Source organism: Micromonospora pattaloongensis (genome assembly GCF_900107255.1).
Taxonomy (GTDB): Bacteria; Actinomycetota; Actinomycetes; order Mycobacteriales; family Micromonosporaceae; genus Micromonospora_I; species Micromonospora_I pattaloongensis.
This window is the reverse complement of sequence record NZ_FNPH01000020.1, coordinates 1-21,653: the sequence shown is the minus strand read 5'-3', so window position 1 is coordinate 21,653 and position 21,653 is coordinate 1. Positions and strand designations below refer to the sequence as shown.

At 68.7% G+C, this 21,653-nt stretch carries 22 protein-coding genes and 2 tRNA genes; 2 read left to right on the top strand and 22 right to left on the bottom strand.

What is annotated here, in order from left to right; all coding sequences use genetic code 11:
- Window positions 1–718 precede the first annotated feature (718 nt).
- The 3 genes from BLW47_RS24350 to BLW47_RS24340 all read right to left on the bottom strand — a co-directional run bounded on the left by BLW47_RS24350 (window position 719) and on the right by BLW47_RS24340 (window position 2,665).
- Entirely contained in the window at window positions 719–931 is a 213-nt protein-coding gene (locus BLW47_RS24350) for a hypothetical protein (protein WP_425435457.1), read from the bottom strand.
- A gap of 69 nt (window positions 932–1,000) precedes the next feature.
- Entirely contained in the window at window positions 1,001–1,798 is a 798-nt protein-coding gene (locus BLW47_RS24345; RefSeq protein ID WP_091563063.1) for a carbon-nitrogen hydrolase family protein, read from the bottom strand.
- 39 nt (window positions 1,799–1,837) lie between these two features.
- The gene (locus BLW47_RS24340; protein ID WP_091563060.1) at window positions 1,838–2,665 is read right to left on the bottom strand and encodes a DMT family transporter; all 828 of its coding nucleotides are present in this window, start codon (window positions 2,663–2,665) and stop codon (window positions 1,838–1,840) included.
- Window positions 2,666–2,706: 41 nt separating this feature from the next.
- Between BLW47_RS24340 and BLW47_RS24335 the strand changes: the two genes are divergently transcribed.
- Entirely contained in the window at window positions 2,707–3,321 is a 615-nt protein-coding gene (locus BLW47_RS24335) for an XRE family transcriptional regulator (protein WP_091563082.1), read from the top strand.
- A gap of 122 nt (window positions 3,322–3,443) precedes the next feature.
- Here BLW47_RS24335 and clpX read toward each other — a convergent pair whose 3' ends face one another.
- The 5 genes from clpX to BLW47_RS24310 all read right to left on the bottom strand — a co-directional run bounded on the left by clpX (window position 3,444) and on the right by BLW47_RS24310 (window position 7,973).
- Window positions 3,444–4,736, bottom strand: coding sequence for an ATP-dependent Clp protease ATP-binding subunit ClpX (gene clpX, locus BLW47_RS24330; RefSeq protein ID WP_091563056.1), 1,293 nt, complete (start codon window positions 4,734–4,736; stop codon window positions 3,444–3,446).
- 204 nt (window positions 4,737–4,940) lie between these two features.
- Window positions 4,941–5,603 carry an ATP-dependent Clp protease proteolytic subunit gene (locus BLW47_RS24325; RefSeq protein ID WP_091563052.1) on the bottom strand — a complete coding sequence of 221 codons (663 nt, stop codon included), beginning with the start codon at window positions 5,601–5,603 and terminating at the stop codon, window positions 4,941–4,943.
- A 12-nt stretch (window positions 5,604–5,615) separates the two neighbouring features.
- The gene (locus tag BLW47_RS24320; RefSeq protein WP_091563049.1) at window positions 5,616–6,260 is read right to left on the bottom strand and encodes an ATP-dependent Clp protease proteolytic subunit; all 645 of its coding nucleotides are present in this window, start codon (window positions 6,258–6,260) and stop codon (window positions 5,616–5,618) included.
- A gap of 175 nt (window positions 6,261–6,435) precedes the next feature.
- A complete protein-coding gene (gene tig / locus BLW47_RS24315) occupies window positions 6,436–7,785 on the bottom strand; it encodes a trigger factor (RefSeq protein ID WP_091563045.1) in 1,350 nt (449 codons plus the stop codon).
- Between the two features lie 114 nt (window positions 7,786–7,899).
- Window positions 7,900–7,973, bottom strand: a tRNA-Pro gene (locus BLW47_RS24310).
- Between the two features lie 167 nt (window positions 7,974–8,140).
- Here BLW47_RS24310 and BLW47_RS24305 point away from each other — a divergent pair.
- Window positions 8,141–8,214 (top strand) — tRNA-Gly (locus BLW47_RS24305).
- A gap of 92 nt (window positions 8,215–8,306) precedes the next feature.
- Here the strand turns inward: BLW47_RS24305 and BLW47_RS24300 are convergent.
- From BLW47_RS24300 to BLW47_RS24245, 14 genes are all read right to left on the bottom strand, one after another.
- A complete protein-coding gene (locus BLW47_RS24300) occupies window positions 8,307–9,428 on the bottom strand; it encodes a tyrosine-type recombinase/integrase (RefSeq protein ID WP_091563041.1) in 1,122 nt (373 codons plus the stop codon).
- Entirely contained in the window at window positions 9,428–9,646 is a 219-nt protein-coding gene (locus tag BLW47_RS24295; protein ID WP_091563036.1) for a helix-turn-helix domain-containing protein, read from the bottom strand. The genes BLW47_RS24300 and BLW47_RS24295 overlap by 1 nt, the downstream gene beginning before the upstream one ends.
- On the bottom strand, window positions 9,643–11,418 hold the full coding sequence (locus tag BLW47_RS24290; protein ID WP_175543789.1) for a replication initiator: 1,776 nt from the start codon (window positions 11,416–11,418) through the stop codon (window positions 9,643–9,645). Before BLW47_RS24290 ends, BLW47_RS24295 begins: the two co-directional genes overlap by 4 nt.
- On the bottom strand, window positions 11,415–12,062 hold the full coding sequence (locus tag BLW47_RS24285) for a GGDEF domain-containing protein (protein ID WP_091563032.1): 648 nt from the start codon (window positions 12,060–12,062) through the stop codon (window positions 11,415–11,417). The genes BLW47_RS24290 and BLW47_RS24285 overlap by 4 nt, the downstream gene beginning before the upstream one ends.
- Complete coding sequence (locus tag BLW47_RS24280; RefSeq protein ID WP_091563030.1) at window positions 12,059–12,676, bottom strand: DUF2637 domain-containing protein; 618 nt, start codon at window positions 12,674–12,676, stop codon at window positions 12,059–12,061. Before BLW47_RS24280 ends, BLW47_RS24285 begins: the two co-directional genes overlap by 4 nt.
- Window positions 12,673–14,106, bottom strand: coding sequence for an FtsK/SpoIIIE domain-containing protein (locus tag BLW47_RS24275; RefSeq protein WP_091563027.1), 1,434 nt, complete (start codon window positions 14,104–14,106; stop codon window positions 12,673–12,675). The genes BLW47_RS24280 and BLW47_RS24275 overlap by 4 nt, the downstream gene beginning before the upstream one ends.
- Complete coding sequence (locus tag BLW47_RS24270) at window positions 14,106–14,519, bottom strand: hypothetical protein (protein ID WP_139307439.1); 414 nt, start codon at window positions 14,517–14,519, stop codon at window positions 14,106–14,108. Before BLW47_RS24270 ends, BLW47_RS24275 begins: the two co-directional genes overlap by 1 nt.
- Window positions 14,516–14,674: a hypothetical protein gene (locus BLW47_RS25295; protein ID WP_175543788.1), complete on the bottom strand. Its 159-nt coding sequence runs from the start codon at window positions 14,672–14,674 to the stop codon at window positions 14,516–14,518. The genes BLW47_RS24270 and BLW47_RS25295 overlap by 4 nt, the downstream gene beginning before the upstream one ends.
- A gap of 91 nt (window positions 14,675–14,765) precedes the next feature.
- Window positions 14,766–15,197 carry a hypothetical protein gene (locus BLW47_RS24265; protein ID WP_175543790.1) on the bottom strand — a complete coding sequence of 144 codons (432 nt, stop codon included), beginning with the start codon at window positions 15,195–15,197 and terminating at the stop codon, window positions 14,766–14,768.
- Between the two features lie 221 nt (window positions 15,198–15,418).
- Window positions 15,419–16,633, bottom strand: a complete 1,215-nt coding sequence (locus tag BLW47_RS24260; RefSeq protein WP_217634940.1) for a helix-turn-helix domain-containing protein — start codon at window positions 16,631–16,633, stop codon at window positions 15,419–15,421.
- Window positions 16,630–16,938, bottom strand: a complete 309-nt coding sequence (locus BLW47_RS24255; RefSeq protein WP_091563018.1) for a putative quinol monooxygenase — start codon at window positions 16,936–16,938, stop codon at window positions 16,630–16,632. Before BLW47_RS24255 ends, BLW47_RS24260 begins: the two co-directional genes overlap by 4 nt.
- 394 nt (window positions 16,939–17,332) lie before the next feature.
- Window positions 17,333–18,292 carry a YaaC family protein gene (locus BLW47_RS24250; protein ID WP_175543787.1) on the bottom strand — a complete coding sequence of 320 codons (960 nt, stop codon included), beginning with the start codon at window positions 18,290–18,292 and terminating at the stop codon, window positions 17,333–17,335.
- A gap of 233 nt (window positions 18,293–18,525) precedes the next feature.
- Window positions 18,526–19,314, bottom strand: a complete 789-nt coding sequence (locus BLW47_RS24955; RefSeq protein ID WP_139307438.1) for a phospholipase D-like domain-containing protein — start codon at window positions 19,312–19,314, stop codon at window positions 18,526–18,528.
- A gap of 144 nt (window positions 19,315–19,458) precedes the next feature.
- A complete protein-coding gene (locus tag BLW47_RS24245; RefSeq protein ID WP_245737079.1) occupies window positions 19,459–20,661 on the bottom strand; it encodes a restriction endonuclease in 1,203 nt (400 codons plus the stop codon).
- Window positions 20,662–21,653 lie beyond the last annotated feature (992 nt).

Sequence of the window (21,653 nt, the reverse complement as noted above, 5' to 3'; positions counted from 1 at the left end):
CCGGCCGCACACCACGAACCCGCAGCACACGCGCCCGGCTCCCGCCGGCTCCAAACACTCTACCCGGTCAGCCCCGCAACCTCAAACCGGCCTCAACCAGCGAAGCGCACCACCCGGATCACCAGAGCACGTCGAGACTACACAACGACCCGCGAGCCGCCAACATTCCCCCGTGCCGTCCGCCGAAGCGGATCGATCACCGAGGCGGCGGGCCTCACGAGAAGCTGCAACGCCTCCCGGCCCGGGACCATTCCCCGATCCGTCCGCCGAAGCGGACGACTCCGGGAAGCGGTCCGACCAGCGGGGCACAACGCCCCGCGGCCCTCGGACATTCCCCGCGGCCTCCGCCGAAGCGGGCCGCTCGGGAAGTCAGCCCCGCGGGAACAGTCAACATCCCGCGCATCCGGGCCATTCCCGGCCGGACGAGCCGGCCGACCCGGGACCCGGGACCCGGTGAGCGCAACGCCTGCACCAGCTGCGACATTCCGCAGGACGTCCGCCGTCCACCAGGACAGCAGGCCCGTGAAGGGATGCAACCGCCCGCGCGGTCAAGGCATTCCCCGCGGCGTCCGCCGTACGGCGGACGAAACGCGGGCCAGCCAAGCGCGAAAGACGTAACCGCATCCGGGCCGGAGATGTTCCGGCCGCGCTCCGACGCGGCCACGGGGTGGTCAACGCCGGTGCGTCGCCGCGTTGTTCCCGCTCGTTCGCCCGGCCGTCAACCCGAGAACAGGACGCCGATGACGGCGAGCCCGACGATCGCTCCGGCCGTCACGAGCAGCGCGGTCGTCATCCGGGACGGGCCGCGCTGGGCGAGCCGCAGCGCCGACACGATCACCACGACCAGCACCGCGCCGCCGATGACCAGCTGCCAGAACGGCAGGAGCAGGGCCGTCAGTGCGTCTTCGGCCAGGACCGTGGGGGCACGCATGGCTGCCACTCTGGCACGGCATGCCCGCCCGCGCTCCCCCGGCGCCCGCGCAACAGGGCGCGGGCGGCGTCAGAGGCGGCGGTTGGCGAGACTCGGCAGCTCTGTCCGGATCGTCCGCAGCCGTTGCAGATCGAGGTCGGCGACCGCGATGCTCACGGTGTCCGGCGCCTGGGCGAGCACGGTGCCCCAGGGGTCGATGACCATGCTGCGGCCGAAGCACGTACGTCCGGGATCGTGGTCGCCGATCTGTCCGGCCGCGACCACGTAGCACTGGTTCTCGATCGCGCGCGCCCGCAGTAGCACCTCCCAGTGGTCCCGGCCGGTGTGCAGCATGAAGGCGGCCGGCACGACGAGGACCTGGGCGTCGCCGTCGACGGCGAGCCGCCGGTAGAGCTCCGGGAAGCGCAGGTCGTAGCAGATGGAGAGACCGAGCCGTACCCCCTCGATGTCGACCACGACGGTCTCGGCGCCGGGCGCCACGCCGCGGGACTCGAGGTAGGAGACGCGGCCGGGGATCTCGACGTCGTACAGGTGGATTTTCCGGTACGTGGCGGCGAGCCGGCCGTCGCGGTCGAAGACCAGCGAGGTGTTGTAGGTGTGCGCCGGGTCGGGGCCGGCCTCGTGGAACGACCCGGCCAGCACCCACATGCGCAGTTCCCGCGCGGCGGCGGCGAAGAACGCCCCGAACTCACCGTCCACCGGTTCGGGCGCGGGCAGGCCGGAGGCCGGGCCGAGGTAGTCGACGTACTCCGGCAGGACCGCCAGATCGGCGCCGGCGGCGGCGGCCCGGTCGAGCAGCCGCCGGGCCGCCCCGAGGTTGGCCTTGCGGTCATCGCGGGCGTTGAGCTGGCAGACGGCGACGCGCATGCCAGCAGGGTACGGGCGGCCGGCGGGCCGGGCCAGCCGTCAGGTGGTGGCGAGCACCAGCGCGGTGGCGGCGAGGCCGAGGCCGGCGATCTGCAGCGGGCGTAGGCGTTCGCGGTCGACGGCGAGCGCCAGGAGCACGGTGCTGGCCGGGTAGAGCGCGGTGATCGCGGCGACGACGCTGAGGTGTCCGCGGGTGGCCGCGGCGAGGAAGAGCGCGTTGGCGGCCATGTCGAGCATTCCGGCGGCGGCGGCCCAGGGCAGCACGGTGCGTGGTGTCCGGAATGCGGTGCGGGTGGCGAGCATGACCGCCACGCCGAGTCCGATCGAGCTGATCCGTACCGTCAGCAGCGGCCACAGGCCCGCGGTCTCGGACGCCTGCCCGAGCAGCGCGAAGAAGAACCCGAAGAGGGCGCCGGCGGTCAGCGCCAGGGCGACCAGCCGCGGCGACACCCGCCCGGTGCGGGGTCCGACGCTGACCAGCGCGATCGCGAGCACCGCGACGGCGGCGCCGGCCAGTGCGAGAGCGCCGGGGGTACGGGGGGTGAAGAGCCCGGCGATGATCGGGATCAGCGCGGCGGTGACCGCGGTGACCGGGGCGACCACGGCCATCGCCCCGCTGGCGAGCGCGCGGTAGAGCAGCACGACGCCGCCGAAGCCGGCGGTGCCGGCGACGAGGCCCCACCCGAGGTCGGCGAGGTGCGGAGTCCCCGGGACGACGAGGAGCGCGACGGCGAGGACCGGCAGGCCGAGAAGCTGCGAGATGACCGTCACGGTCAGCGGGTTGGCGCGCTGGGACGCCTTGCCGCCGGAGAAGTCGGACGTGCCGAACGCAAGCGCCGACAGTCCGGCGAGCACAATGGGGAACACCGTTAGTGTGTATCACAATATTGACCGAGAAGGACAGTGTGTTGACCGACACCGGGTCAGGTCACGTCGAGGCGCTCACCGCCGCCGTCGCCCAGCATGTCCGGGCGCTCCGCAACGCCCGCAGCTGGTCCCTGGACGAACTCGCCGGCCGGTCGGGCGTCAGCAAGGGGATGCTGGTCCAGATCGAGGGCGCCCGCACCAACCCGAGCATCGGGACGCTGTGCCGGATCGCGGACGCGTTCGGGGTGACCGTCGCGCGGCTGCTCGAGCCGGCCGAGGAGCGGACGGTACGCATCTCCGACGGGCAGCGCGCGCCGCTGCTCTGGCAGGGCGGGAGCGGCGGGCTGGCCCGGCTGCTGGGCGGGCTGAACGACCCGGACTTCGTGGAGCTGTGGGAGTGGCGGCTCAACCCGGGCGAGGCGCACACCTCCGCCGAGCACGCGCCCGGGACGCGGGAGCTGCTGCACGTGCTGACCGGCACCGTGACCGTGACGGTCGACGCGACCGATCATGTGGTGCCGACGGGACACACCATCGAGTTCCGCGCCGACCGCGCGCACGGCTACCGCAACGACGGCGACGCCCCGGTGCGGCTGGTCATGGTCGTGGTGATGACCACCGGCGAGTTCGACCGCCGATCGAGCGCCTCGTCCTGACGGCGCCGTCCTGAGCGACAACGACGGCCACGCCGTCCTGAGCGACAACGACGGCCACGCCGTCCCGACCGACAACGACAACGGCCGCCGCGGGAACGCGGCGGCCGTCGGGTGAAGCTGGATCAGGCGGACTTCTCCTCGCGCGGGTCCCGCCGGGCGCGACGCCCGGTGAACTCGCGGGGCACGATCGTCGGGTTGACGTTCTCCAGCACGACCTCACGGGTGATGAGCACGCGGGCGGCGTCGGGGTTGCTCGGCACCTCGTACATCACGGAGAGCAGGACCTCTTCGAGGATGGCGCGCAGGCCGCGGGCGCCCGTGCCGCGCAGCATCGCCTGGTCGGCGATCGCCTCCAGCGCGCCCGTGTCGAACTCGAGCTCGACGCCGTCGAGCTCGAAGAGCCGCTGGTACTGCCGGACGAGCGCGTTGCGCGGCTCGGTCAGGATCCGGACCAGCGCCTCGCGGTCCAGGCTGCGCACACTGGTGATCACCGGCAGTCGGCCGATGAACTCGGGGATCAGCCCGAACTTCAGCATGTCCTCCGGCATGACCTGGCTGAAGATGTCGTCGGTCGACCGGTCGGAGACCGCGCGCAGCCGGGCGCCGAAGCCGGTGCCACCGTGCCCCGTGCGGGCCTCGATGATCCGGTCCAGCCCGGCGAACGCGCCACCGCAGATGAAGAGCACGTTGGTGGTGTCGATCTGGATGAACTCCTGGTGCGGGTGCTTGCGCCCGCCCTGCGGCGGCACGTTGGCCACCGTGCCTTCCAGCATCTTCAGCAGCGCCTGCTGCACGCCCTCGCCCGAGACGTCCCGGGTGATCGACGGGTTCTCCGACTTGCGGGCGATCTTGTCGATCTCGTCGATGTAGATGATGCCGGTCTCGGCGCGCTTGATGTCGTAGTCCGCGGCCTGGATCAGCTTGAGCAGGATGTTCTCGACGTCCTCGCCGACGTAGCCCGCCTCGGTGAGGGCGGTCGCGTCCGCGACGGCGAACGGCACGTTGAGCATCCGCGCCAGCGTCTGCGCCAGGTGCGTCTTGCCGCACCCGGTCGGACCGAGCAGCAGGATGTTCGACTTCGCCAGCTCGACGCTGTCACTGCCGGGGGCGCCGGCCGTCTCGGCCTGGATCCGCTTGTAGTGGTTGTAGACCGCGACCGAGAGCGCCTTCTTCGCCTGGTCCTGGCCGACCACGTAGTTGTCGAGGAACTGGCAGATCTCCATCGGCTTGGGAAGCTCTTCCCACTTCACCTCGCCGGACTCGGCCAGCTCCTCCTCGATGATCTCGTTGCAGAGGTCGATGCACTCGTCGCAGATGTAGACCCCTGGGCCCGCGATGAGCTTCTTGACCTGCTTCTGCGACTTGCCGCAGAAGGAGCACTTGAGTAGGTCGCCGCCGTCGCCGATCCGTGCCACCTACGTTCTCCCTGCGCTCATCGGCCGATCACCCGGCCACTGGCCTGAGGACAGAATCCCCGTCGATTTGATCACCCGCCGGTGCTCCGGCAGATGGTGCACCTCGACGTTACCCGCTGCCGGGGTTTTCTCCGACCCCCAAAACGCGGGTGTGTCAGAGGTCGGCCAGTCTAGACGACCGGCCGACCTCCGACCCGAACACCGTCAGCTCGCCGCGTTGGCGGCCAGCAGACCCTTCTTGCGGCTGGTGAGGATCGTGTCCACGAGACCGTACTCGCGGGACTCCTCCGCCGTCATGATCTTGTCGCGGTCGATGTCCTTGCGCACCTGGTCGATCGGCCGGTTGCAGTGCCGGGAGAGCATCTCCTCCAGCTGCGTGCGCATCCGCATGATCTCGCGCGCCTGGATCTCGATGTCCGATCCCTGCCCGTAACCGCCCTCGGTCGCCGGCTGGTGGATGATGATCCGCGAGTTCGGCAGCGCCATCCGCTTGCCCGGCGTGCCCGCCGCGAGCAGCACCGCCGCCGCGCTCGCCGCCTGACCGAGGCAGACCGTCTGGATGTCCGGGCGGACGTACTGCATGGTGTCGTAGATCGCGGTCATCGCGGTAAACGAGCCACCGGGCGAGTTGATGTACATGATGATGTCGCGGTCCGGGTCGGTGCCCTCCAGCGTCAGCAGCTGCGCCATCACGTCGTTGGCCGACGCGTCGTCCACCTGGACGCCGAGGAAGATGATCCGGTCCTCGAAGAGCTTGTTGTACGGGTTCGACTCTTTGATCCCGTATGAGGTCCGCTCGACGAAAGACGGCAGGACGTAGCGGTTGTGCACCGCGGCGAACTGCGGCGGCAGGGTCAGGTCAGTCATTCGTCGCCTTCCTCAGTTGCGGGTGCCGGCACCGGTGGCGACCTGCGTCGCTCCGCTGATCACGTGGTCGATGAAGCCGTAGTCCTTGGCCTCCTGCGCGGTGAACCAGCGGTCGCGGTCGGAGTCGGCCTCGATCTGCGCCGGGCTCTGCCCGGTGTGGTGCGCCACGCGCTCCTGGAACATCCGCTTCGTGTAGAGCATCTGCTCCGCCTGGATGGCGATGTCCGCCGCCGTGCCGCCGACCCCGCCGGACGGCTGGTGCATCATGATCCGCGCGTGCGGCAGCGCGTACCGCTTGCCCGGCGCGCCGGCGCACAGCAGGAGCTGGCCCATGGAAGCTGCCATACCCATTGCGATGGTCGCTACGTCATTGTTGACGAACTGCATCGTGTCGTAGATCGCCATGCCCGAGTAGACCGAGCCGCCGGGCGAGTTGATGTAGAGGTTGATGTCCCGATCCGGGTCCTCGGCCGCGAGCAGCAGCAGCTGCGCGCAGATCCGGTTGGCGACCTGGTCGGTCACTTCGCTGCCCAGGAAGATGATCCGTTCCTTGAGCAGCCGGTTGAACACCGTGTCGTCGAGGTTGCCACTGAGTGAGTCCCCGCCACGGGCCTCGGTGACCCGGAGGGGCATCGCTGGGATGTGCAGATCGGTCATGGCAGCCCTTCGCTCTCCGTCCGTTCTACGACCGACACTAACCTCTCACCCGACGCGAAGAGTCCTAATCCCCCTGCTGTTCGCTCTCAGCGCAGGCAGAGATCACGTACCCCGAAAACGCAGCTGGGCCGCCGGGGGCCGCAAGCGGCGCCCGACGGCCCAGCCGTCCTCACACTCAGTGCTCGTGGTCGTGCTCGTGCACGTCGCCGGCCTCGCGCAGCGCCTCCATCGTCACCGGGTTGCCGGCGCTGTCGGTGATCTTCACCCGCTCCATCACCGACGCGAGCGCCTTGCCCCGGCGGACGTCGCCGAAGACCGCGCCGGCCGCGCCCGAACGCACCAGCTGGTCGTAGTACTGCTGCGGGGCCATCCCGGCGCGCTGCGCCCGGTGCACGATCTCGTGGCCGAACTCGTCGTCCGAGACCTGCACGTCCTCGGCGTCGGCCAGGGTGTCCAGCACCAGCTGCACCTTGACGCCGTCGGCGGCCGCCTCGTTGAGCTCGGCGTCGATCTGCTCCTCGGTCTTCTCCTCCGCCGCGAGGTACTCCTCGAGGGAGGCGCCGATGCGCTCCAGCTGGTCGACCATCGCCTGCTTGCGGGCCTCGACCTCCTCGCGCACCACGCCCTCGGGCGCGGGCACCTCGGCCGCCGCCACCAGCTGCTCCAGCGCCTTGTCCCGCGCGGCGTAGATCTGCTCGACCCGCTTGGCCCGGGTGACCCGCTCGCGCAGGTCGTTGCGGAGCTCCTCCAGCGTGTCGAACTCGCTCGCCATCTGGGCGAACTCGTCGTCCAGCTCCGGCAGCTGCTTCTCCTTGACCGTGCGCACCGTCACCGCGACGTCCGCGTCCCGGCCGGCGAAGTCGCCGCCGACCAGCTGCGTCACGAACGACGTCGAGTCGCCGGCGGAGAGCCCCACCAGCACCTCGTCCAGGCCCGGCAGGAGCTGCTTGCTGCCGACCTCGTGCGAGATGTTGGTCGCCGAGCCGCCCGGCACCTCCTCGCCGTCGACGGTCGCCGCCAGGTCGATCTGCACGTAGTCGCCGTCCTGGGCGGCCCGCTCGACCGTCTTCAGCGTGGCGAACCGCTCGCGCAGGCCGTTGACCTGGTCGTCGATCTCGCTGTCGGCGATCTGCAGCTCGTCGACGGTCACCTCGATGGTCGACAGGTCCGGCAGCGTGATCTCCGGGCGCACGTCGACCTCGGCAGTGAACTTCAGCGGCTCACCGTCGCTGAAGTCGGTGATGTTCACCTCGGGGCGGCCGAGCGTCTTCACCTCGTGCTCACGCACGGCGGCGAGGATGTTCTCCGGGATCGCCTCCTGCACGGCCTCGTTGAGCACGGCGCCGCGCCCCACCCGCTGGTCGATCACGGCAGCCGGGATCTTGCCGCGGCGGAAACCGGGCACGCTCACCTGCTGGGCGATCTCCCGGTACGCCTTCTTGAGGCTCGGCTCGAGCTCGGCGAACGGCACCTCGATGGCGAGCCGGACCCGAGTCGGGCTCAAGGTCTCGACGGTGCTCTTCACAGGCGTACTCCTTGATGCGTCTAAAGTCTTGTCCGGGCGTGAATCAGCCCATCGAGTGTAGGCGGGCCGGCGCACGGGAGTCGCCGCGCCCGACACCGCAGTGGCGGATCACAGTCGGGGTGGCGGGATTTGAACCCACGGCCCCTCGCTCCCAAAGCGAGTGCGCTACCAAGCTGCGCCACACCCCGTGGCGAGGAGAAGTGTATGCGGTCGCTCCCCCGCCGCGTCGCCTGGTATCGGCCCCGCTGGTTGCGTCACCCGGAGGTGGCCGGATCTTGACACGCCGGGGACCGGCGCGCGTGCTCTGGACGGACCCAGTACGCTGGATGCCGCGCCGCGGGTGACCGCGGCGCACGCGGGCGTAGCTCAATGGCAGAGCTTCAGTCTTCCAAACTGACGGTGCGGGTTCGATTCCCGTCGCCCGCTCCAGCGACAGAGGCCCAGGTAAACCCGCATGATCGCGGCACCTGGGCCTTTCGCTTCTCCCCCATGTTGGATCTTGCATGCCATCCGCGTGCCATTCACGGTCGGCGTCGGCCCTCTCCCGTAATACGGCGGTCCATCGCACGCGCGATCTCGCGGTCGCGCTCGCTCGTGGCGTGCTGGTAGATCAGGGCCGCGCGCATGGTGCCGTGTCCCATGCGGTGCATCAGTTCCCGCGTGCTGGCTCCCGACGCGGCGGCGAGGGTGTTGCCGGTATGGCGCAGGTCGTGGAAGTGGAAGCCGGCCAGGCCCACCGACGCGACCGTCTTGGTCCACTTCACAGCCCGCCCGAAGTTGCCGGAACGCAGCGGCGCGCCCTTCGCGCCGGTGAAGATCAGCGCCTCGGGGCCGTCCTCGACGTAGTCAGCCAGGTGCTCGTGGAGTGCCTCGACCGCGGCTGCCGGCAACGCGACGACACGGACCCCGGCAGCCGACTTGGGTGGCCCGAACTCCAGGCGATCCTTCAGAGCGGCGAGCTTTCGGGGCACCCGCACGGTCGCGGCGTCGAGGTCGACGTCACAGCGGCGCAGGGCAGCCAGCTCTCCCCACCGCAGACCCGAGAGGGCAGCGACGATGATGAGCGCGGCGAAGCGGGCCGGCATGGCGTCGGCCAGGCCGTAGACCTGGGCGATGGTGGCGGTTGGCCGTTCCGGGGTGTGGTAGCGGTCATAGCCCTTGATCCGGCACGGGTTCTGCCGAAGGATCTCGTCCTCTCGCACAGCCGTGTTGAGGATCGCCCGCAGCAGGCAGTACGCCTTGACCGCCTGGGGCTCCGGAGTGCCGCCGTTGAGCAGCTTGCCGCGCCAGGTACGGATGGTCGCCGGCTTGATCGCGGCTAGCGCGAGGTGCCCGAGGTGCGGCCCGATGTGCAGAGCAAACAGGTACTCGTAAAGCTGGCGGGTACGCGGGGCAAGACGGCGCTCCCTGATCCAGCGGTCCCCGTAGTCCGACAGCAGGATCTCCCCCGCCTCTGGAGGCACCCACTCCCCTCGCAGGATCTCCGACTCGATGACTGTGAGCCACTTCTCGGCCTGTCGCTCGGTGGCGAAGGTCTGGGGGGCCGTCCGCATCACGCCGTCCGGGCCGAGATAGCGGGCCTGCCAACGGGCAGAGGGCAGCTTGCGGACGTTGCCGAAACGCCGCCGACGATTGGCGGCCATCAGGCCACCGCCCCGAACTGACGCCGGAGCTCCGCCCGCGAGGTCGGCACCACCCGGTTGGCCTCGATGTAGGCGGCGACAGCAGCAGGCTCGAATCGAACGAAGCGACCGACCTTGACGTACGCGATCCGCCGCTCAGCCACCAGCCGCCGGACGAAGCGAGGCGTCGCCCGGAGGCGAGCTGCTACGTCGCCCGCAGTCAGCAGGTCATCCGTCACGGTTGGGGCTCCTCCCTAGTCGTCGCGGTCCGTTCATTTGCCGAAGCCCCGGTGGCGTGGGGTGGTCCGGCGCGGCGGGCGTAGTCGAGTTGGTTGCGCCATTGGATGCGTTCGGAGACTGCGCGGAGGAGCCGGTGTCCGAGTGGTGGCACGTCGGGGTCGGTGGGGCGGGCCATTTCCCAGGCGTGCCGGGACGCCGAGGGTTGTCCGTCGGCGGCGGCCTGGTCGTCGGTGTGGTCGAGGTCGGTGGTGACCCCGAGCAGCGCTTTGACCCACTCACGGCGGTCGGCGCGGTGGTCGGCGAGGGTTTTGCCGGACCAGTCGCGGGAGATCAGCACCCGCCGGCCACCGAGCCCGAGGGTGTCGCGCTTGTGGACCTTGTTCTTGCAGTTGCCGGGCTTGAGCCCGGCGCGCGTCTTCTTGGGCTGGACGCCGTAGAGCAGCCAGTTGGCGCAGCGTTCGGAGCAGGGGGTGTAGCGCAGCTCGTGCCAGAGCCGGTCGAGGTGGGCGCGTTGCCGGTCGGTGGCGGTCGTGTGGCAGTCGGCGGCCTGCTTGGTGAGGTATTTGGTGATGTACCAGACGCAGCGGTCGGCGTCCTTGCTGCCGGCGAGGACGCCTTTGGCGTCGATTTGCCGGCCGAAGCGGACCACGTGCACCGGCTGGGCGTCGGGGTCGGCGTCGAGCAGGTCCAGGGCGTCATCCCACGTTGGCAGCAGCCGGCCGGTGGTCGGGTCGGTGTAGCCGACCGCGTCTTCGTCCCACTCCGGTGCCTGTTCTGGCTCGTAGACGCGTTGGTCGACGGAGGGCCACCAGACCTGGTGGTAGGTGGCGGCGGCGACGCGGCGGACGAGCTCGCGCGGGATGGTGCCCCGGATCGCGAAGTGCGCGTGCGGCGCCAACCGTCGCTGCGGTTCGACCGCCCCGGCGTATTGGACTTTCCAGCCGACCGCGCGGCGCAGGTTCTGCCAGAACCGGTCGAGGAGTCGGGGGAAGTGCACCGCGTCCCAGGCGGCGCGCCGGTAGTCGTAGCTGTCGGGGTCGACGGGGGTGCCGTCGTCCCAGACCCGGCCGTAGGAGTCCAACGTGAGGGTGAGGAACATCGAGGGGCGGAAGATCTTGCCGTCCGGGGCGGCGTAGGTGCGGCCGATCGTGCGGTTCTCCACCGGTAGCCGGGGCAGGTCCGGCACGTCCTGCCGGCGCTTTGTGGAGCGGACGCGGCGGTCGCCGTCGCCCTGGTCCTGGTCGTCATCGGCCGTCGCGTGGGGCGGAGCCGGCCGGCCCCGCAGACCTTCGGCGGTGATCTCCTTTTCTACCTCGGCGATCGCAACATCTACGGCGGCGACCTGCTCCGCCCTTGTCTCGGGGTCCATGTGCGCCGACATCAGGGCCGCGCGGTCGAATTCCAGGTGCGCGCGCAGCACGATCAGCGCCCGTTGGGCGTCGGTGGCGGGTTGCGGGCCGGGGTCGGGTTCGTCGTCGCGGTGCCAGCCCTCGCGGATCTGCTGCTGCCGCAGCTTCCGTGCCCGTGTGGCGCACGCCTTGCACTTGGTCTCCTGGGTGGCTCCGCAGGGCAGGTCGATGACGACGGTTTGCCCGGTGTCCAGGTCAGTGCGGCGCAGGCTGACGGGCCGGGTGCAGACGCCGTAGTCGGCGGCGAGTTCCTTGACCACGTCGACGGAGCGGGGCATGAGCATCCGGGCGGCCCGGGAGCCCGGCCGAGGCGTGGTGTCCTCGGCCGGGGTCGGGATCGGCAGGGTCGGTGCGACGGTCATCGGCTCACCTCGGTCGCAGCGGGGGTGAGGTCGCGGACCCGGACGAGGGGGCGCGGGTCGGCGGTGGCGTGGTCGTCGCGGTGCGGGTCGAACACCGCGACCCCGGACCGGGTGGTCTTGGCGCGGTACATGGCGGCGTCGGCATCCGCGAGGGCGGCGGGCAGACCGGCCGGGCCGGTCGCGGCGAGGCCGATGCTGGCCGTCACCGACACAGCGACGCCGGACGGCAGACGGACCGGGGTGGCGATCGCGGCGGCGAGCCGGCGCGCGGCATCAGCCGGGTCGGGGTCGAGAACCAGGGCGGCGAACTCGTCCCCGCCGAGGCGGGCGGGCACGCCGTTGACGGTGCGCAGCCGGTGAGCGACGGCGGTGAGGACCAGGTCCCCGGCGGCGTGGCCGTGGGTGTCGTTGACGGGCTTGAAGCCGTCCAGGTCGACCACGACCACCCACGGGCGAGCCGAGGCGAGTTGCTGCCACGCCTGCGCCAGCCCGGTGCGGTTGGCCAGGCCGGTCAGCGGATCGCGGGCGGTGACGCGTTGCAGCGCGGCCAGCTCGTAGCGGGCGACGTGGAGGAGGTAGCGGTCCCAGCACGTCACCGCGAGGGCGGCGACCAGGATCAGGCCGCTAAGCAGGTGGTCGGTCATCGGGTCACCTCCCCGACCAGCGGCGTGCCGTTGTGGCGGGTGAACGCGGACGCCGGCACCGGGGCGAGCGGACGCGGGCGGGTCGGCTCGGTGGGGACCGGGGCGACGGGCTCTGCGACCACCGGGGCGGCCGGCTCGACCACCGGACTGGGTTGTGGGTCGACGGGGACCGGGTCGTCGGTACGGTGCGGGTCGGTCGCGGTTGCGGCCGTGGCAGGCGTCTTCGGGCCGGTGCCGAGGACGAGTTTGGACAGGCCGAGGAACGCCAGCGCCGGCACCGCCGACAGCAGCCACCCCGACAGGCCCGGCTTGGCGACGGCGAGCTGTGCGGCCAGCGAGAGCGCGACGGCGCAGACGAGCAGGAACATCGGGTAGCCGATCGGCGCGCCCGAGCGACGACGGCGGCGGATGGTCAGCAGGGCGGCGGTGGGGATCAGCTCGGAGATCACCGCGTTGGCCCAGCCGAACCACTCGCCGGTCCCCGGTGGCGAGTTGTGCAGCGTCCAGTCCTTCACGTGGGTGAACGAGGCGGCCCCGGCGAAGCCGGCCACGGTCAGCAGGATCGCCACCAGCAGCAGCGCTTCAATCCGCTCTGCGCGGGTCTTGACGCTCATGCTGCCTCCCCGTCGATCACGTCGCCATCGATCACGCGGAGCCGGCCGTACGTCTGGGCCATGTCCCGGATCTCGTCATCGGTCAGGTAGGAGAAGCGGACCCGCATCGGGGTCGGGTCGCCGTCGAGCACGACGTAGCCGACACCCGGCAGGGACTGGGGAATCCGGTCGCAGAGGGCTCCGCGGTCACGCATGCCTTCCCCAAGGACCATGTCGACCTGTGCCTCTTCGGACAGCCGGAGGCCGATGCGGGTCGGGAACAGGTCCCTAAACGGCAGGACCTCTTTGCGGGGGTCCTGGATCGCGGCGACCACGTGCACCCCGACCGCTCGGCCCTGGGTGAGCAGGATGCCCAGCGCCGCCTTGATGCGGTCCTTGAGTTGCCGGTCGGTGAGGTAGGCGGTCAGGTTCGCCAGCTCATCAATGATCAGCACGATCAGCGGCTCTTCCGGGGTCGGGATGTGCTGGCGGGTCCGGCCGCGCAGGTTGCCCGCCCGGCGCTGCGCTTCAGCGGCGGCTTGTTCGATGAGGCCGGCCATCACCGCGAAGTCCTTGCAGGCGAACTTCGTGAACATCGGCGCACCGATCCCGAGTTCCATGCCGCCCTTCGGATCGAGCCCCCACAGCTCGACCAGGCCGGAGCCGACGCCGCCAGCCAGAGAGCGGACAGCGGACCAGATGACGGAGCCCTTGCCGGCGCCGGTCGCCCCGACGATGAGGATCTGCGTGCCGAACAGGCGCAGCTCATACGCGTCCCCGTCTTCCTGCCGGCCGACCGAGAGGGCGGTGAAGTCCGGCATCGCCGGCACCGGCAACGGCCGCACCACTTTCGCGAGAGGGTCGCCGCGCATCAGCGACAGCAGCACCAGATCCGGACGCGGCCCCGGAGCCGCCTTCACCGCGCGGACACCGAAGGTGTGGGCGAGACGTTCGGCGACCTTGGCGAAGTCCTCGGGGATCTGCCCGGTCACCATCCGCACCGTCACCACATCGACCCCGGACGAGCAGCGCACCTTGCGCAGGATGGGCAGGACGGTGTGACCGTCGAACGACACCGCCAGCCGGGCCGTGGCCATCGCCGGATGCCACGCCCGCCGGTACTGCCACAGCCGCACCCGTCCCAACACCGGGTACCAGGCGAACCGCAGGAACGACGCCCGATGCCCGGCGAACCACGAGGCGCAGATGGCCGTGACGGCGAGGACCAGGGCGACGGGGCCGAGCCATCCGTACTCGAGATACAGGCCGCCGAACACCAGCGCCGGCCCGGTGATCCACCAGAACCGGGCAGCGACCACAAGCAGCACGCCGAGGCCGCGCAGCAGCCACCAGGCCAGCGCCATCCACAGCGGAACCCGGATGATCGGGGTGCGCACGTTCAGCGGCGCATCAGCGATGCGCTCACCCCGGATCACGTTGACCAGAGGCATCAGCGGCTCACCTCCCCGGCAGCGAGCGCGAACAGCGACCCCTGACCCGGCGCGGACCGGCGGCGGGTAGCCCGGCGGCGCACCGACCGGGACGGAAGAACCGCCGGCACCAGCGCGGCCAGATCCACCGGGCCGGATACGGGGGCAGGCACGTGCCGGGTCATGGTCGGCAACCAGCGACCCCGGCCGAGCACCGCGCGTAGATCGGTGCGGTCGGCCACATGCGGGGCGATCAGGTCCGGGTCCAGCCGGCGCAGCTTGACCACCGTGCGCGCCAAAGCTGCGGCGGCGGCCGAGATCTCGACCAGCGCCGCGACACGGACCGCGTCGGAGGGAACCGTGGTGTACACCTCGCGAGCCGCCCGGATTGCCGGGCCGGCGAGGACTGAGACGGTGCGGCGGTGGGTCTTCATCGCGACCACACCCCCGACCCCGCCGGCTTCACGGCGCAGGAGTCGCACACCAGCGCGCCCGGAGCCATCGCCGCGAGCTGCCCGCACGTCGGGCAGGTACGCCACACCGCGTCGTCCTTCGTGGTGACGCGGGCAGCCTTCGATACCGTGGGCATCACAGCCCATCTCCCTTCCAGGGTTCGGGTTGAAGGCGCGGGGCGGGAATCGTCTTGGCGGAGGAAGCCCGCCCCGCGTGTCCAGCTACGGTCAGGCCGCCTGCTTCGCGGCCGCACTCTGCGCCGGCACCAACTGCCCGGCCCGGATCGACCAGGCCTGACGCGCCCGGCACTTCCCGTTGCCCTTGCAGCGCTGGCTGTCGACGTACGGCGTCAACGTGATCTCGGTGAACTCCACCGCCGGCGGGTAACCCGGCACCGCCGACGCCGGCGGGACCGGCTGCTGCCCGGCAACGATCTTCACCTTCACTTCCTTCGACCCGCCGAACTTGCCGGCCTCCGGGTCCAGGTCCAGAACCTTGACCACCCACAGCCGCTCGCCGGTGTCCTTGTCACGCGCCTGGTCATCGCCCTGGCCGCGCTTGTCGAAGTCCGTCACCGGCTCCACGCCGAGGCACAGCGCCCCGTGCGGAAACACGTACTCGAACGGAACCGGCACCTTGATCGTGTTCGGGATCGCCACTGCTTCCACGTCCTCTCAGTCGCCGCCGGCCGGTCGCCGGCTCTTGGCGTTTTGTGCGACCTTGCCGCACACAGAGAACGCTACCCGCACTTTTAGTGCGGCTCAATACTTTCAGTGCGGGTAACTGCTGGACTCGCGAAAACAGACAAGTCGCCCGCCGGTGGCGTGGTGACCAGCGGCGGGCGACTTGTGAGCTATGAGGACGTGTGACTGCGCCGATGTCAGCGCATGCCGAGCCTCTCGGCCAGCCTGCGCAGATCCGGGTCTTCGGACTGGTCCATCCGGAGTAGGTCCGCGACGAGCCCTCGCGCCAGCGGGTGGCCGGCTACCTGCTCGGGTGTGACGTCGGCGGCCTGCGTCAGTGCCTCCACCGCGCCGGCCAGGTTGCGGCGTTGCCCGTGAGCGCGCGCGATGTCAATGAGGTACCGCCCCCGCCGCTCCGGCGAGAGCGCGGACGGGTCGACGGTCGCCGCGGTTCGCAGAGCGAGACCGGCGTCCCCCAGCTCGACGGCAACGGCCACCTCATGCAGCGCGACGTTGGTAGGGCCGAACTCGGTGTTGTAGTCGTTGCGGTCCTCGCCGAGCCGTTCCGCAGCCCGGCGAGCTACCTCGATCTCCCGGTACGCCCGCTCGGCGTCGTTCTGCCGAGCCGCCACGATGGCCAACTGCAGATGCAGTGCGCCCCACACTGAAAGTGCCGCCGGTTCGCCAGCGTCCGCGCGGTCCTTCAAAGCGGCCGCCGCCGTACTGGCGGTCTGGTGCGCACGATCCAGTCGTCGAGCAGCCTGGAAGACCAGCGTGAGCCGAAACGCGCCCTCGCCCATAAGAAGAGCATCCTCGGCCCGCTCGGCGGCAGTGATCGCCCGGTCGGCGGCGACCCACGCAGCGCCCGAATCGCCAACCGTTGCGAGCACTGCCGAACAGGCGTGGTATGCCCGAGCGAGTGCCGCGAAGACAGCCCGCTGTCCTTGCCCCTCTGTCGAACGAGCCGCGCTCTCCAGGTCAGGCAGCAACTGCACAAGCAGCTCGCCGACCTGTGCGACCTCCGACGCATGGGTGTAACTCCATGCACGCTCGACCCGAGCCGACAGCTCGTCAATATCGACAGGCGGGGAGTCTGCACTGAGAACGGCAGCCAGGGCGTGACTCGAACTCAACGCCAAGCTCAGTTCCGTTGCCGCTGCCGGCTCGTCGTGGACAGCGGCGACCACCGGAGCTTCGGGAGCCAGCTCCGACAGCGGCACGTCGAGGACCTGGGCGAGACGCTCCAGGACGGTCATGCGATCGATCTTCCGCGCCCCCCGCTCGACCTGGGAGAGCCATGTCTCGGAGCGGTCAATCAGACGGGCGAACTCCCGCTGCGACAGCCCTCGACGCTGGCGGTGCATTGCGATCCGTCGCCCCAGCGCGCGCTCCGCGTTCGGGTCCTCGGTCACGAGGTCACACCCTTCACGCCCAACGGCTCCAAGAACTCCACCCGGACCCCCGACAGGTATTGCTCACGCTCAGCCAGAGCCCGCAGGGTGTGCGGCTGCCGCTCGTGCTCGTCAAAGGCCGCGCGATCCCGGTACACCTCGTAGAACACCCGCGCCAACGGCTCACCCTCCACCCGGTGCGTGGCGTACACCAACGTCCCAGGTTCGAGAGATTGAATGCCCGGCAGCGTGTCTGCCGTCAGTCGGTCGAAGCCCGCCGCAGCGTCCTCGTCCTTCAAGTCGAACCGGACCACCAGCGCAAACATGAGACCTCCCGGCAGACAAAGACCCGCACTCTATGTGCGCCATCGTACCGGCGATGCGAGCCGCTGCGTTGGTTGCCGAATTGACCTCTTATGAATCAAGGCGGCCCGCAAGCGGGCCGCGCCGGCCCGGCCCCGGCCTGCTGGCGACCTCCGGCCGGCATCGGCCGGGCCGGCCGGCCACGCTGAGGGACGACAAGAGCAGAAGACCCTGGGCTCCGCCCAGACCCGGCCACTCCTCGGAGATCAGGGGGCGGATCCCCTCGACGGGCACCACAAGGGCTACCAGCCTCCCCGGACGAGGCCAAGGTCGTTCGTCCGGTAGGGCGCTCCACCTTGTCCCCGTCCGGGGAGGCTGGAAGGTCTACAACTGCCCGACGAGGAGATCCGACTCTAGCTAGGAATCCCGATCTCGCTCTGTAGCAACTTCGAAGATCGTTCGGTGGATCAGCTCCGGGAGGATGGCCATCGACTCACGGAGTATGTGTTCAACGGCTGCGGCTGCAGGGCTGGAGTTCACGGAGATTGTGGTCGCCCACATGCTTGGCTCATACCTAGCAAGCTTGGAAAGGGCGAACAAGACCGCCCACCACAGCAGCAGCGGATGAGGTGGCCTTTTATCGCTTCCAATTGCAGGGAAAGTCAGATGAGCGCTGCGGTAGCCCACGGCGTGCCGGAGGAGTTCGTCTCTATCGGTGCGATCTGGTGGTTTCTCCCACTGGATAACGATCTCTGTGGTGGTGGAGCTGTGGCCGCGCACTTCGATGCGCTGGCCATTCGGTGTCGTGAAGTTAAAACCCTCCAGAGAGGGGAACTTGGCAAGATATTCCCTGACTGCCGCCCGCTGCTGGTCCCATCCGACAACCGCAGCTAGCGGGTCTGGGTCTGGTCGTTGTTCAAGCAATGCGGACGGAACGTATACCGAAGCAAGCAGCTTACTTTCATCCCGGATCCCATAGGATGCCAGCTGGATATACTCCGGGCGCAGACTACCCATCCCAGGAAGCGGGAAGTGCACACTCTCTGGTAGAAGACACCAGATCTCGCCGAGTGCAACCGGGGTTGGAAGGGACGCGGCACGCAGGATGTCGGCCAGCTGAGTGAACGATCCACTTCCGTTGTTCTGTACCGTGAGCGTCGACAGATTTGCCGGGCTCAATCCTGCGGCATCAGCGTTCGTGATCCCGTGGCCCTTCAACTGCCAGCGGGCAACGTTCTCCTTGCCGGCGGCTGCCGCGGCAACCGCGCGTCCCGCCTGAGAAAGCCCGTAAAAAAGAAGAACAGGGCTTGCGGCTGGAGTTACTGACTTGGCCGCGATGAACAGTTGTTCCGCTTGCTCAAGTGCTGCGCCGAACATAACTTTCCGTGGCCCCTTTTTGGCCCATCCGGGCGGCTCGTGGCGAAGGCTCCTGAGCATCTGCCACGCACGTGCAGGGGGGGTGGTCCCTAGCTCATCCCAAGTTTGGCCGTACATCTGGCTCCTCGCGCCACGCTTGCCTCGCGGGAGGTACTAGCCTGCCCGCTGCCACTTGTCCCCGCTGGGCCGGCTGAGCGGTCTACAACTGCCCGGCGAGGAGATCTTTCTCCCTCCTAGAACGGCGGATCCCACATGACGATCTCTTTTTCGCCGGGCGCGGTTAGCCTTTTCCAGCTAGGGGAAAAATATTGGTTGCTTAGTCGTAGAACCTTGTCGACATCGGTAACGACTTCGCTGATGTCAAGCCCTCGATCCGCTTTCCTGATGGCATTGTTGGTGAGATTCGTGGAACCTGTGAACGCGACCATCCCATCGACTACAACTAGCTTTTGGTGCGGAGCATCCCAGGCTCCTGGCCCTGGCTGAACGACCTGTACGGTCAATTGGGGCGCTTCATCCGGGTAGGCCGTCAGTTCAACCTTGGCATGCTCCTCAACATTTGATACAACTCCTAGCACTGGAACGTTCACGGATGCCATTTTGAAGGCCCCGATCATCAGGTGACTCATGCCCCAAGTGCTGAAGTACACGAAGTGTCGGGCACGCGCCAACACCTCGAACATCAAACGCATGAGGGGCCACGGCTTCTCCCATGAATACTGTGGCCTCGTTGCTTGCCGGATGAGGGACGCCATTGAACGCGCGTGCTCCAAGGCGTCTGGCCCCAGTTCTACCGTGAACTTCTCCTGCTTGAGGAAGTGGTGAGGACTGTTGTTGTACTTCGGCGCGGACTCGCTTAGAACGAACTTGGAGACACAAATAGGGCAGTGCTGAACCCTGCTCCATACATCCTCGGGGTCTTCTTGAATCCACTTGAACTCACGAAACAGGCCTCGACAGAGCGGGCAAATATAGCGGGGAGGCTTGAAGTCCAATATTGACGTTATGTCAAATCCAGGCATGCTAGCCCTCACCCCTCGGCGCTTGCGCGAAATCAACGAGGCCGCGCGTCGCTAATGCGATGTAGATGTCGGCCAGCTCCAACGGATCGTCCCGGTAGCCATTTCGCTCGGAATTCACCCCTCGCTCACTGACGGTCGCTGAATTCATCGGAGCCCGTACTGCGCTGCTAGCCACGGCCTTTCGGACAGCAGCGTTGCCAGTTTACTTTCCGGCCAAAGGTCGATGAACGGCATCTTGCCGCTCTCATTGTGCTTCTCAGTCCAAGCCACGGCGTCGGGTGTGAAGTGTCCAGTCGTCGCGACGATAAGACCGCGAATCACGGGAGGCTCCCACAACGCGAGTCTGGTAAGAGCACCGCTGATCTCTTCCGGCGGCACCGACTTCGACAGCCAATGCTTCGCCTGGATCATCACTCGCTCGGTCCGCACGCTTCCCGACCCGTCGGTGATCACGCGTTCGGCCGAGACATCGCGACCGCGGTCTGCGGCGTTTGCCTTCATGAGTAGCTGGACGTTCTGGTAGCCAGGCAGATGCCGCAACAGGTCGTACAGCAACCGTTCGAAGTCCCCTGGCGTAATCTGCTCCCAGTCCAGGGCTGTCGATGCTGCTCCCGCCGGTTGCTGGGCAGCGGCTAGGCCGAGATCGACTTCGGGCACGGGTAGTGGTTCGACTTCAGAGAACATCGCGGCTTCGATGTCTGGCTTTACGCTTGGCCAGTCGAGATTGTGGATGTCGCTCCAGTCATGCGGCTGGCTGAAGTGTAGGTGGCGGTGAAGGTCGCTCCAGCGACCTTGGCGATTCGTGGTATCGCCCATTAGCCGTTCGAGCTCGGCAATCGCTGCTTCCACCTCGGACACGCCGGGGTGGCTTAGCGCGAGGTCACCGACGGCGTCTTCGCTGGCGGCCAAGATCTGCGGCAGCAAGGTGTCGACCTTCGTGGTCAACTCCTGGATTCGCTCCCGGACGGCTCGCCGCCGTGCTCGGTTCAGCCGGTGGCGGTACTCCACGAGAGCCCGCCCGGGCGCTTCCTTCGCATCCTCCAACGGCAGGGGCGGCTCACTAATCTCAAGATAGTCGATGTACGCTCGGCCGATGCTGTCCATGTCGGGCAGCGATTCGGTGACAGTCCAGCCGTCGATCTTTGGAAGGCCCGGCAAAAGGTCGTTCCACGCTCGGGTCAGGTCGTCGTATTCGTTGCTTGACCCGGTGGACGGTCCTGTTGGCAGCAGGGGGTAAGCGCGGTCCCAGATCGCCTGCAAGCGTTCCAGGTTGGCTGAAGTCCGGTCCATCACGGTGAGTAACTCATCCAGGCTCAGCCCACTCTGCTTCGTCGGTGGCATGGTCATGAGCGGTTCCTCCGGGCGCTACGCAAAGGCGAGAGAGTCACCTTAACGCCGCCATGAGACAGCAACAGCCAGCCGAGCGGGCCGGGAAGACAGGTGGCGGCGGCATGCCAGCCGCGTGCCAGTAGCCGGCGCCTCGGATGGGCACGAGCGGGCACGAGTCGCGACCCACAGCCCTGCCATGAGCAGGCGTTCCGGGCATCTCGGAACGGCGATCTTCGTCCTTCCAAACTGACGGTGCGGGTTCGATTCCCGTCGCCCGCTCCAACGGCCTCCGGCCCAGTTCAGAGGGGATATCCCCCGATCCTGGGCCGGTCGCCCACTCCCCCGCTCCGATCTTGCGGGCCATCCACGGGCCATTAGCGGCTCTGCCCGCCCTTGCGCCGCGCCTGCCGGGCGATCCGCCGGTCCATTGCCGAGGCGATTTCGCGGTCCCGCTCGCTGGTCGCGTGCTGGTAGCCCAAGTTCTGAGGCCCGCTAGTCCCACCTGGTGCTTGACAGGGTGGGTTCTTCGCCCTAGACGATCATGAAACCGCTTAGCCGGTGCGGTAGGGGTGCCGACCAGAAGGAATTGGCGATGGCGAAGTCGGGCGGACGACGGAAAGAACTCATCAAACTGGGGTTCTTGCTCCTCCTTGGGGCCGTTCTTTTGCCGGAGAAAGTCAGCGAGGGCAGCTGGCGTGCCTGGGTGGGGGTACCGCTGGGCGTCGGTGTCCTCTGGCTTTTCCTGACCGAACTCCGCGCAGCCATCCGCATGCGCCGACGCTCCGGATCATCTGAGTAGGAGATCTGACCCTTCGCCCTAGCGAGTGAGACGACCCACTGCAGCCCGTGAGCCGGCACCGAGGATGGTGGGAGGCGAGCGTCAAGCATGTCCCGTGACGGGACACGTGGCCACCGTGTCGGCGACGCGTGAAAACTGACCCCCGGGCGACGGGCGAAGCTGGACCCCCCTTCCAGGATCGGGAGGGTGTTGAGCGTGGAGGATTGGGCGG